The organism is Streptomyces sp. NBC_01451 (assembly GCF_036227485.1).
Classification (GTDB): domain Bacteria; phylum Actinomycetota; class Actinomycetes; order Streptomycetales; family Streptomycetaceae; genus Streptomyces.
In genome coordinates this window covers 1,410,546-1,421,770 of record NZ_CP109479.1, presented here as the reverse complement: position 1 = coordinate 1,421,770, position 11,225 = coordinate 1,410,546, and the positions used below count along the sequence as shown (strand labels likewise).

Genomic DNA, 11,225 nt, shown 5'->3' with positions numbered 1-11,225 from the left:
CGCCAACTGTCCGTCACCCGTTACTCGGTGACGACCGCCTCGTGCACCAGGCGCTTGAGGTCCTGCCAGTACGACTGACTCGTCCTGTGTCGTACCTGGGTCATGAACTGCACGGTCAGATCACGGCTCGGGTCGACCCAGAACGTCGTCGTCGCCACCCCGCTCCAGCCGTACGTGCCGAGGCCGGCCGGGGCCAGGGTGCGGTCCGGGTCGATCACCACCGAGACCCCGAGGCCGAAACCGACGCCCGCGTTGCCGGGCTCGTCGTGGGGACGGGCGCCGAAGGTGCGCAGGTCGGCGCCGCCCGGAAGGTGGTTGGAGGTCATCAGGTCCACCGTCCCGGACGACAGGATGCGGACGCCGTCGAGTTCGCCGCCCCGGCGCAGCATCTCCATGAACCGGTGGTAGTCGTGGGCGGTGGCGACGATACCGCCGCTGCCGGACAGGAACCGGGGCCGGTTCTTCAGGGGCAGGCCGAGGATCGGCTCGATGCCGCCGTCCTCGGTCTCCCCGTACAACTCGGACAGCCGGGCCGCCTGTTCGTCGTTCACGCAGAAGCCGGCGTCCGTCATGCCGAGCGGGCGGAAGACACGGTCGGCGACGAATTCGTCCAGCGGCTGTCCGGAGGCCACCTCGATGACCCGGCCCAGGACGTTCGTGGCGACCGAGTAGTTCCACTGGGTGCCGGGCTCGAACTGGAGCGGCAGCCCCGCGTACACCGAACACGTCTCGGCCAGCGTCGAGCCCGGCACCACCGACGACTCCAGGTTGGCGGCGCGGTACAGGGCGTCCACGGGGTGCGAGTGGTAGAAGGCGAAGGTGAATCCCGCCGTGTGGGTCATCAGGTGCCTGATCAGCAGAGGCTGGGCGGGCCGGGTGCTGAGGTCGCTCCCGGAACCGCTCACATGTACCTGCGGGTCGGCGAACTCCGGCAGGAACCGGGAGACGGGGTCCGTGAGAGCGAGCCGGCCCTCCTCCAGCAGGATCAGCGCGGCGACCGAGGTGACCGGCTTGCTCATGGAGTAGATCCGCCACAGCGTGTCGGCCTCGACCGGAAGGTCCGCCGCCCGGTCGCGCCGGCCGTGCGTGGTGAGGTGTGCGACGCGGCCGGCGCGGGCCACGGACACGAGGAAGCCGGGCAGGCGTCCTTCGTCGACACAGTGGGCGAAGTGCTGGTCGAGGCGGTCCAGTGCCTTCGCGTCCAGTCCGACCTCGCCCGGGTCGACCTCTTGTCGCAGCTGTGCCATCGTTCCCCTCCGGTCGCTTGAAGTGCCGTCCTGTCATACCCCGACAGGATCACCTCAGGCCTCAGACCCCCCATGGTGACGCAGGGACCCCGCGGGCGTCGCCGCGCGGTCACCCGGGTGCGGCAGTTTCCGGGCGGCCAGTGCACCCACGACTGCTGTACCCGCCAGCACGGGCAACGACGTCCGGAGCCCGTCGGTGACGGTGGCGAGGGTGGCCGCGGTGGCCACCCCGAGGACCGGTCCGACGTTCATCGCGGTCTGCTGCAGCCCGCCCGCCACCCCGGCCGACCCGGCCGCCGCATGGCGTACGACGACGGCCGTAGCGGTCACCATCACGGTGCCGAAACCCGCTCCGAGCAGCAGGAATCCACCGCCGACCGCCCCGGTCCCGGACGCCCGGAACAGCACGAGCACCCCCAGCGAGAGCAGGAGCAGCGCGACGACGGTCGTACGCCGGGCCCCGTACCGGCGCAGCAGTACGGCGGCCACCGGCGCCCCCAGCACCATCGCCACACCACCCGGCAGCGCGGCCAGACTCGTGCGCAGCGGGTCCATGCCCAGCTCGTCCTGAAGCACATGACTGGCCACGAAGAGTGTGCCGAACATCGCAGCGGACGCGGCCACGAGAATGCCCAGCGCGGCGCCGACGACCGCCGATCCGAGCACGTCGGGCGGCAGCAGCGGGTCGGCCGTGCGCCTCTCGTGCCGGACGAGGACGAGGACCGCGCCCGTCGCCGTGAGCAGCCCGAGGACGGCCGGCGGACTCCAGCCGTGCTCGGGAACGGCGACGAGCGTGTGCACGAGGCAGGCGAGGGCCAGCGCGAGCAGGGCGGCACCGGGGAGGTCGAGCCGCCCGTGTCCGGCCGCGGGCGACGGACGCGGACCGGGAGCGCGGACGAGCAGCGCCAGGACACCCAGTACCAGCGCCGGTACGACATTGAGGAAGAACACCGCACGCCAGCCCAGGCCGGTCACCAGGACGCCACCCACCAGCGGACCGGCCGCCGCGGCCACCCCGATCGCGCTGGTCCGCAACGCGATCGGCATCGCCAGCCGGTCGGGCGGGAACGCTGCCCGCAGCATGCCGAGCGTGGCGGGTTGCAGCAGCGCGCCGAAGACCCCCTGGACGACCCGCAGTCCGATCACCCAGCCCACCCCGGACGCGAACCCGATGCCCGCCGACACCGCCCCGAAGCCCAGCACCCCGGTGGCGAAGAGCCGTTGGTGCCCGTACCGGTCCCCGAGCCGCCCGGCGAACACCAGCAGACTCGCCACCGCGATCAGATACCCGGTGCTCGTCCACTGGACCTCGGTGAAGGAGGCGTGCAGATCCCGTTGCAGGGTGGGCTGCGCGATGGTCAGCACGGTGCCGTCGAGAGCGACGACCACCGCCCCGATCACACTGCTCGCGAGAGCGGTGCGCCTTCCCGGGGGATGCTCCCCGGACCCCCGGAGCCGATGCGCGCTCACCGCTCCTCCGGTCCGAGGTGCGCGTCGAGGGCCGTACCCAGCAGGGGTACGAAGTCGTCGGCGCCCGTGGTGAGTTGGAGGCTGCCCCAGGCCCACAGCTGGGCGATGCCGTACAGGTTCGCCAGCAGTGCCCCGGCGACGAGCCGGGCGTCGGCGTCCGGCCGGGCCCGCCCGACGAGATCGACCAGCAGGGCGAAGACGGGCAGGCTGGCCTCGCGCAGCCCCAACGTGTTGCTCTCCAGCAGGTCGTGACGGAACATCAGCTCGTGCATGCCCCGGTTGGCGAGCGCGAAGTCGAGGTACGCGCGCCCGAGTGCGGCGATCTGCTCCCGGGGTCCCGCCGTACCGGGCCCGGTCTCCTCGATCGCCCGCGATCCCCTGGCCGTGAGCTCGGCGAAGCCTCGGCGTGCGATGGCCGACAGCAGCTCCACATGGGTCGGGAAATACCGGCGCGGGGCGCCGTGCGAGACGCCGGCCCGGCGGGCGATCTCCCGCAGGGTCAGCGCGTGAACGCCCTCCGAGGTCACCAGGTCGACGCCGACATCGATGAGCCGGGTACGCAGCGAATCACTCATAGACACTGTCTACCAGTGCCCGGTAGACAGTGTCTACCGGAATGAAGGCCGGTGGCGTCGCGTTGCACGGGACATGACTCAGGACGACGCGCAGGACCCCCTCCTCAAGCCGCTCTCCGAGTACGACGGCGGAGTGCTGACGACCATCAAGGCCGACGGCCGCCCCCAGCTCTCGAACGTCACCCACGCCTACGACCCCGACGAACGCATCGTCCGCGTCTCCATCACGGACTCCCGCGCCAAGACCCGCAACATGCGCCGGGACCCGCGGGTCTCCTACCACGTGACCAGCGACGACCGCTGGGCGTACACCGTGGTCGAGGGCGTGGCCGAGCTGACGCCCGTGGCCCAGGACCCGCACGACGAAACCGTCGAGGAACTGGTCCGGCTCTACCGGGCCGTGCGCGGCGAGCACCCCGACTGGGACGAGTACCGCGCGGTCATGGTCCGGGACCGGCGCCTCGTGCTGCGGATCAGGGTGGAGCGGGCGTACGGCGTGCCCCGCCGCCGGACTCATCGAGGCGGGTGACTCTCCGTCAGCGTGCCCGCACTGCCGCTAGGGTTGATCCACAGAGCGGCCCAACGGCCGTGCGGGGCGCGGGAGACGGGGAGTGCGCGGGATACTGGATCCGATTTCGCTGGGCGCCATCAGCGCGGTACTCGGAGCCGTCGGATCGGGCATGGGCGGCGAAGCCGGCAGATGGGCCTGGGAGACCGCCGGAGGCGTGGTGCGCCGGATCGCCGGGCGCGAGGTCGCCGCACCCGCCACACCCGGCCAGCTGGCCGAGGTCGCCCGCCTGGTTTTTCACGGCCGCGCTGCCACCGGTCGACGCGGCGATCGCGGCCCTCGGGCAGGAGAACGCCGCCCATCACCTGGCCCACCTGCGGACGCTGCGGGAGCGGTGCGTCAGCGCCGGGTGACCGTGGCCCGGTGGGCGGCCTCTCCCGTCCGTACCGTCAGCCCCCGCGCGACCGGCTCGTCCAGCGACTTGCCGGCGGCGAGCCACGCGTGCAGGGCCGAGGCGTACACGGCCGGGTCTGCGTCCGAGCCGAACTCGGCTCGCACCCACAGCAGTTCACCGTCACGCGTACCGACCGTGCACCCGGCGGAGCCGCTGACGTAGGCGGCCGGCGCGCACTGCGGATACAGGGCGAGCGCCTCCGTCGTCCACAGCTCCGGCGTGCCGAACCGCGCGTCGTCCCGTTCGCCGTACCGGAACACCACGTCGGCGAGCGCGAGCCGGTGGGTCTCGCGGGTGTCCTCGTGTACCGCCGTGTGCATCTCGCCGGTGCTGTCGGCGGGCGGGCGCGGTCCGGCGTACCGGGTGATGTCGACCTCGCAGGCGCCCGGCAGCCGGGTGAACACGAGCAACGGCACGGTGCGGGAAGGGGGTTCGTACGGCGGCAGGGGGAGGGTTTCCAGCAGGGCGGGTCCGTCGGGCTGGGGGATGCCGGGGACGTCGTAGAAGAGCTGGCGCAGCCGGGTGGCCGACTCGCCGGGTACGGAGCTGATGAACCCGGCGGGTTCGGGGCGGGACCGGTGGTCGCGGGCGACCGCCTCCACCTGGGGGCGCAGCGGGGACGCCGGGTCGAGACGCGGGGCGTCGCGCACGAAGTCGTGGACGGGTGCCTCGGGCGCGAGGCCGCCGAGGGGAGCGGCGCCCAGCAGGACGGGGGCGCCCAGCGCGGCGGCGTAGCAGGTCACCGAACCGTGGTCGCCGATCACCGCGTCGGCCGCGATCGGCGCCTGGCGCCAGCCGTGCAGGGGGTCGATCGGCGCGAGCCCGGCGCGCCGTGCGCGGTCGAGCCGGGCGCGGATCTGTCCGGGACCGTGGCCGTGCCGGCTGTCGGGGTGGAGAACCGCCGCGAACCGGTACTCGTCGGCCGGGAACTCCGAGGCCGGCCGGGGGAGGAGCGACGGAAGGACGTCGCCGCCGTCGCCGAACAGCGACTCGGGGTTCCAGGTGGAGTTGAGGAGCGCCAGCCGCTGCCCGGCACGGATCCCGAGGGCCCGGCGGAAGCGGTCGCGGTAGGGCCCCGCCGCGAGCATCCGGTCCCAGCAGGGGTCCCCGGCGAGTACGGCGGTGGGCGCGGCCTCGGGGCAGGCGGCGCGCAATCGCTCGTACTGCTCGGGATGCGACAGGACGAGCGCGTCCGCGACGGGAACGCCGTGCTCGTCGAGCAGCCACTCGGGCGACATCCCGAAGACCGGCCCCCCGGCTTCGGCACTCCCGCCGCCCACTGTTGGGTGGTGGGTGTTGGGAGTCGCCAGCCTTTCGGGATACCCGACACCGTGGGACAATATGGTCAAGTGTCCCACAATGTCCGTGAGTTGACCGCCGAAGCTCGCGGATATCGCCAACGACACCGGCGTCTTGACGGCCTGTTCCCGCGGCAGTACCGGCACCCCGTCCCGGTCAGCAGCTCGGTGACGCCCGAGCGGAACACGGACGAGTCCGTGCAGGTCACGAGCAACTGGACCCTGAAGTCGTCGTCGAAGAGGGGCAGTACGTCGAGGAGCCGGGTCGCCGAGGTCACGTTGTGGACGACGAGCAGCACCTTGTGGCTCCGGCCCCGTGTGGCCCAGCGTGCCGAGTCGTCCCCGACCGGCACTCCTGTCCACCCGGCCCCCGCCACTGCCTCGCCCGCCCGCCTCTCGCACCGGTGATCGGGCAACGCTGGTCAAGGGCGGATCCGTGCGCACCGGACGCCCCTGAGAAACAGCGGGACCCACCTTTCCGGGAATGCCCATGTCCCCGAACAGCGCATTGCTGCCGGGGACTTGAGAGGGGCAAGGTCAGGCCGACACGGCCTCGCGCTTCGCCACGTTCTCGACGCCACGCTCACCGAGCCGCTCCGTCGGCACCCGGTGCGTCTCGCGTGCCGTGATCGCGGCCAGCACCGGCGGGATGCACAGGGCCGATGTGAACAGGGCGACGGAGAACCAGTCGTCCCCGTCCGGACCGGCGATCTCCGCGGCGAAGGTCACCGCGAAACCGGCGACGGCGAAACCGATCTGCGTGCCGATCGCCATGCCCGACAGACGTACCCGGGTCGTGAACATCTCGCCGTAGAAGGAGGGCCAGATGCCGTTCGCGGCGCTGTAGACCACGCCGAAGGTGACGATGCCGAGGACCAGGATCAGCGGGTACGAGCCCGTGGAGATCGCCCACAGGTAGACGAACATCATGACCCCGCTGCCGGCGGCACCGGCCAGGAACACCGGGCGGCGGCCGATGCGGTCGGACAGTGTGGCCCAGAACGGAATCGCGGCCAGCGCGACCAGGTTGGCGAGCGCGGCCACCCACAGCATCGACGAGCGGTTCATGCCGACCGAGTCGCTGGTCGCGTACGCCAGCGCCCAGACCGTGAAGATCGTGGAGACGGAGGCGACCAGTGCGCCCGCGATCACCCGCAGTACGTCCGCCCAGTGCTCGCGCAGCAGGATCAGCAGCGGCAGCTTCACCACGCCCTCGGCGGCTGCCTGCCGGGCGAAGGCCGGGGTCTCCTCCAGCTTGCGGCGGATGACGTAGCCGACGACGGCGACCGCGATGCTCAGCCAGAAGGGGATGCGCCAGCCCCAGGACAGGAGTTGGTCCTCGGGCATCGCGGCGATCGGGATGAAGACCAGCGTGGCGAGGAGCTGGCCGCCCTGGGTGCCGCTCAGGGTGAAACTGGTGAAGAAGCCGCGCCGGTCCGGCGGTGCGTGTTCGAGCGTCATGGAGTTGGCGCTCGCCTGCTCACCGGCGGCCGAGATGCCCTGGAGGACGCGGCAGAGCACGAGCAGGACCGGGGCGAGGGTGCCGACCTGGTCGCGGGTGGGCAGACAGCCGATGAGGAACGTCGACAGGCCCATCAGGATGAGCGTGAAGACCATGATCTTCTTGCGGCCGAGCCGGTCGCCGAAGTGGCCCAGGAAGAGCGCGCCGACCGGGCGGGCGGCGTACGCGACACCGAAGGTGGCCAGCGACAGGAGGGTCGCGGTGGCCGGGTCGGACTCGTCGAAGAAGACCTTCGGGAAGATCAGGGCGGCGGCGCTGCCGTAGATGAAGAAGTCGTAGTACTCCAGGGCGCTGCCGATCCAGGCGGCCGTGGCGGCCTTCTTCGGCTGGCCCTCGGGTGGATCGCCCAGGGGTGCTGCGGGGTCGTGGGGTGCGACGGAATCCGCCACGGCGTGCTCCTTCGGGGGAACTCCAGCGTACGTGGAGTGAGCGGAGGGGAGGGAGAGGTGCCGGATCCCTGGGGTGACGGGACGGCCGTGCCGGGAGCTACCCGGTTAATTAACCCACTGGATAGTTAGGAGCGGTTGGCTACGGATGTTGCGCCCACGTTTCCCGGGTGTCAAGAGGTCGCGGCGGAGGATCTTGCCCCTCGTCGGCTCGCGCCGGCTCCGGCAGTCCCTTCGCCGGCCCCGCGGTCCCCTCGTCAGGCCGTGCGGTCCGCCGTCAGGTAGGCGATGACCATGTCGCCGAGCATCGCCCGGTAGTGCTCCCGCTGGTCCGGGGCCGTCAGGTCGCGGCCGAACAGCGCGCCGAAGGTGTGCCGGTTGGCCACCCGGAAGAAGCAGAAGGAACTGATCATGGCGTGCAGGTCCACGGCGTCGACGTCGGCGGTGAACAGGCCCGACTTGCGGCCCGACTCCAGGATCCGGTGGATCACCTCCAGCGCGGGCGAGCCGATCCTCCCGAGCTGCTCGGAGGCGGCGATGTGCTCGGCCTCGTGGATGTTCTCGATGCTCACCAGGCGGATGAAGTCGGGGTGCGCCTCGTGGTGGTCGAAGGTGAGCTCCGCGAGGCGCCGGATGGCCGCGACCGGGTCCAGATGCTCTACGTCGAGGTCCTGTTCGGCCTGCCGGATCACGGAGTACGCCCGCTCCAGGACGGCCGTGAACAGCTGCTCCTTGCCGCCGAAGTAGTAGTAGATCATCCGCTTGGTGGTGCGGGTGAGCGCGGCGATCTCGTCCACCCGGGCGCCCGCCAGGCCGGCCCGGGCGAACTCCTTGGTGGCCACGTCGAGGATCTCGGCCCTGGTCCGGGCGGCGTCGCGGATGCGCCCGCCTGTGTGTGCCGGTTCTTCGACGCTGGTCATCGGGTTCCTTCGGGCGAGGGGCCAGTCCCGTGATTCTAGAAGGACTCGTGAGGGCTTCCCCGTGACCCGTGTTGCTGATATAGCTAACGTACTAGTTCGTACATTAGTGGAGGTCGGTCGTGGCCAAGGACTCGTTTCTCGTCGGGCTCATCGGCTCCGGCATCGGCCCGTCGCTGAGCCCCGCGCTGCACGAGCGGGAGGCCGGCCGGCAGGGGCTGCGCTATCTGTACCGGCTGATCGACATCGACACGCTGGGCGTCTCGGCGCACGCGGTGGGCGATCTCGTACGGGCCGCCCGTGACCTCGGATTCGACGGGCTCAACATCACCCACCCGTGCAAGCAGCTCGTCATCGAACACCTCGACGGTCTCGATCCACAGGCCGAGGCGCTCGGCGCCGTCAACACCGTGGTCTTCGAGGACGGCCGCGCGGTCGGCCACAACACGGACGTGACCGGCTTCGCCGCGTCCTTCGCGCGCGGTCTGCCCGACGCCCCGCTGGAACGGGTCGTGCAGCTCGGGGCCGGTGGCGCCGGTGCGGCCGTCGCCCACGCCACGCTCACCCTCGGCGCGGGCCGGGTCACCGTCGTCGACGCGCTGCCCGACCGGGCCGCGGACCTCGCCGCGTCCCTCAACCGCCACTTCGGCGCCGGCCGGGCGACCGCCGCGACGCCCGACCGGCTGGCGGCGCTGATCGGCCGGGCCGCCGGCGCCGACGGTCTGGTGCACGCGACACCCACCGGTATGGCCGCCCATCCCGGCCTGCCCTTGCCCGCCGAGCTGCTGCACCCCGGCCTCTGGGTCGCCGAGGTGGTCTACCGCCCGCTGGAGACCGAGCTGTTGCGCACGGCCAGGGCGATCGGCTGCGCCGCCCTGGACGGCGGCGGCATGGCTGTCTTCCAGGCCGCGGACGCGTTCCGGCTCTTCACCGGCCGGGAACCCGACACCGCGAGCATGCTCGCCGACATCGCCGAGCTCGCGGGCGCGCTCCCGGCACCCAAGTAGCAGCGAAGAGAAGGCAGAGGTACCGACGTGCGTACGTCCATCGCCACCGTGTCGCTCAGCGGCTCCCTGACCGAGAAGCTCACGGCGGCCTCCCGGGCCGGTTTCGACGGAGTCGAGATCTTCGAGAACGACCTTCTCGCCAGCCCCCTCACACCCGAGGAGATCCGCGCCCGCTGCGCCGACCTCGGTCTCGGCATCGACCTCTACCAGCCGATGCGTGACATCGAGGCCGTGCCCGCAGACGAGTTCGCCCGCAACCTGCGCCGCGCCCGGCACAAGTTCGAGCTGATGCGGCGGCTCGGCACCGACACCGTCCTCGTCTGTTCCAGCGTCTCGCCGCTCGCCCTCGACGACGACGCGCTGGCCGCCGACCAGCTGAGCCGACTGGCCGATCTGGCACAGGACTTCGGCGTCCGCGTCGCCTACGAGGCACTCGCGTGGGGGCGGCACGTCAGCACGTACGACCACGCCTGGCGCATCGTCGAGACGGCCGGGCATCCCGCCCTCGGCACCTGTCTCGACAGCTTCCACATCCTCTCCCGGGACTCGGACCCGAAGGGCATCGAGGACATCCCCGGGGAGAAGATCTTCTTCCTCCAGTTGGCCGACGCCCCGCTGCTCGCCATGGACGTGCTCCAGTGGAGCCGTCACTACCGCTGCTTCCCCGGGCAGGGCGGCTTCGACATCGCGGGCCTCCTCCAGCACGTCGTACGAGCCGGATACGACGGTCCGCTCTCCCTCGAAGTCTTCAACGACGTCTTCCGGCAGGCCGAGGCCGGACCGACCGCCGTGGACGCCCGGCGCTCCCTCCTCGTCCTCCAGGAGAGCATCGGCCTCGCCCGGCTGCCCGAACCCGTCGTCCCCACCGGTATCGCCTTCGCCGAACTCGTCACCCCCGACGCCGAACCGGTCGTGGCGATCCTCGGCGCCCTCGGCCTGGCCCGTACGGCACGCCACCGCAGCAAGCCGGTCGACCTCTGGGAGTGCGGCGAGGCCCGTGTCCTCGTCAACACCGGACCGGCCGCGCGCCGTGACGGCACCTCGGTCGCCGCCGTCGGCCTGGAGTCCCCGGACCCGGCGGGCGCCGCCCACCGTGCCGAGGCTCTCCTGGCGCCGGTCCTGCCCCGCCGCCGCGCCCCGGAGGACGCCCCGCTCGACGCGGTCGCCGCCCCCGACGGCACGGAACTCTTCTTCTGCGCCACGGACCGCCCCGAACTCCCCAACTGGCGCGCCGACTTCGAACCCGTTCAGCACACCGGGACCGCCCGGACCGCCGGGGACGCCCAGGGCGGGGTCGACCGCATCGACCACCTGGCCCTCACCCAGCCCTGGCACCACTTCGACGAGGCCGCCCTCTTCCACCGCAGCGTGCTCGGGCTGCACGGCCAGGAGAGCGTGGACGTCGCCGACCCGTACGGGCTCTTCCGTAGCCGGGCCGTCACCAACTCCGGTGGCAGCGTACGCATCGCGCTCGCCGTCGGCCCCGCGCCCGCCGAGGACGAGTCCCGTGCCCAGCACATCGCGCTCGCCACCGACGACGTGGTCGCCGCCGCCCGGCGCTTCCGAGCGTCCGGCGGCAGCCTGCTGCCGATACCCGCGAACCACTACGACGACCTCGCGGCCCGGTACGAGCTCACCGAGGGCGAGTTGGCCACGTACCGCGAGCTCGGCATCCTCTACGACCGTGACGCGCAGGGCGAGTTCAGGCACTGCTACACGCGGACCGTGGGCCGCGTCTTCTTCGAGCTCGTCCAGCGCGACCGCGGCTACCAGGGCTACGGCGCCCAGAACGCACCGGTACGCCTCGCCGCCCAGCACACGGGACGCCCGCTCCGCTGAGA

The 11,225-nt window shown here is 71.9% G+C and carries 10 protein-coding genes; 4 read left to right on the top strand and 6 right to left on the bottom strand.

Annotation, left to right across the window (positions count from 1 at the left end):
- Positions 1-20: 20 nt before the first annotated feature.
- From OG595_RS06155 to OG595_RS06145, 3 genes are read right to left on the bottom strand one after another with little or no spacing between them, the layout of a single operon-like run.
- Positions 21-1,247 (bottom strand): serine hydrolase domain-containing protein, encoded by a 1,227-nt coding sequence (locus OG595_RS06155; RefSeq protein WP_329268692.1) that lies wholly within the window; start codon positions 1,245-1,247, stop codon positions 21-23.
- 54 nt (positions 1,248-1,301) lie between these two features.
- Positions 1,302-2,717, bottom strand: a complete 1,416-nt coding sequence (locus OG595_RS06150) for an MFS transporter (RefSeq protein ID WP_329268691.1) — start codon at positions 2,715-2,717, stop codon at positions 1,302-1,304.
- Positions 2,714-3,292 carry a TetR/AcrR family transcriptional regulator gene (locus tag OG595_RS06145; RefSeq protein ID WP_329268688.1) on the bottom strand — a complete coding sequence of 193 codons (579 nt, stop codon included), beginning with the start codon at positions 3,290-3,292 and terminating at the stop codon, positions 2,714-2,716. Before OG595_RS06145 ends, OG595_RS06150 begins: the two co-directional genes overlap by 4 nt.
- A gap of 73 nt (positions 3,293-3,365) precedes the next feature.
- On the opposite strand from OG595_RS06145, the gene OG595_RS06140 reads away from it, so the two are divergent.
- The gene (locus OG595_RS06140; protein WP_329268686.1) at positions 3,366-3,821 is read left to right on the top strand and encodes a PPOX class F420-dependent oxidoreductase; all 456 of its coding nucleotides are present in this window, start codon (positions 3,366-3,368) and stop codon (positions 3,819-3,821) included.
- Between the two features lie 378 nt (positions 3,822-4,199).
- On the opposite strand, the gene OG595_RS06135 is transcribed toward OG595_RS06140, so the two are convergent.
- The gene (locus OG595_RS06135; RefSeq protein ID WP_329268683.1) at positions 4,200-5,603 is read right to left on the bottom strand and encodes a hypothetical protein; all 1,404 of its coding nucleotides are present in this window, start codon (positions 5,601-5,603) and stop codon (positions 4,200-4,202) included.
- Between OG595_RS06135 and OG595_RS06130 the strand changes: the two genes are divergently transcribed.
- On the top strand, positions 5,604-5,960 hold the full coding sequence (locus OG595_RS06130) for a hypothetical protein (RefSeq protein ID WP_329268681.1): 357 nt from the start codon (positions 5,604-5,606) through the stop codon (positions 5,958-5,960).
- 129 nt (positions 5,961-6,089) lie between these two features.
- Here the strand turns inward: OG595_RS06130 and OG595_RS06125 are convergent, their stop codons facing one another.
- Entirely contained in the window at positions 6,090-7,463 is a 1,374-nt protein-coding gene (locus tag OG595_RS06125) for an MFS transporter (RefSeq protein ID WP_329268678.1), read from the bottom strand.
- A 254-nt stretch (positions 7,464-7,717) separates the two neighbouring features.
- On the bottom strand, positions 7,718-8,380 hold the full coding sequence (locus OG595_RS06120) for a TetR family transcriptional regulator (protein ID WP_329268676.1): 663 nt from the start codon (positions 8,378-8,380) through the stop codon (positions 7,718-7,720).
- A 119-nt stretch (positions 8,381-8,499) separates the two neighbouring features.
- On the opposite strand from OG595_RS06120, the gene OG595_RS06115 reads away from it, so the two are divergent.
- Together OG595_RS06115 and OG595_RS06110 are read left to right on the top strand one after the other, a co-directional pair.
- Positions 8,500-9,384: a shikimate dehydrogenase gene (locus OG595_RS06115; protein ID WP_329268672.1), complete on the top strand. Its 885-nt coding sequence runs from the start codon at positions 8,500-8,502 to the stop codon at positions 9,382-9,384.
- A gap of 27 nt (positions 9,385-9,411) precedes the next feature.
- On the top strand, positions 9,412-11,223 hold the full coding sequence (locus tag OG595_RS06110) for a bifunctional sugar phosphate isomerase/epimerase/4-hydroxyphenylpyruvate dioxygenase family protein (protein WP_329268670.1): 1,812 nt from the start codon (positions 9,412-9,414) through the stop codon (positions 11,221-11,223).
- The last annotated feature ends 2 nt before the right edge of the window (positions 11,224-11,225 follow it).

Excerpts from the sequence above, each read along its gene's own strand:
- OG595_RS06140 (WP_329268686.1), top strand. The coding sequence starts at position 3,366 with ATGACTCAGGACGACGCGCAGGACCCCCTCCTCAAGCCGCTCTCCGAG.
- OG595_RS06120 (WP_329268676.1), bottom strand. The coding sequence starts at position 8,380 with ATGACCAGCGTCGAAGAACCGGCACACACAGGCGGGCGCATCCGCGAC.
- OG595_RS06145 (WP_329268688.1), bottom strand. The coding sequence starts at position 3,292 with ATGAGTGATTCGCTGCGTACCCGGCTCATCGATGTCGGCGTCGACCTG.
- OG595_RS06155 (WP_329268692.1), bottom strand. The coding sequence starts at position 1,247 with ATGGCACAGCTGCGACAAGAGGTCGACCCGGGCGAGGTCGGACTGGAC.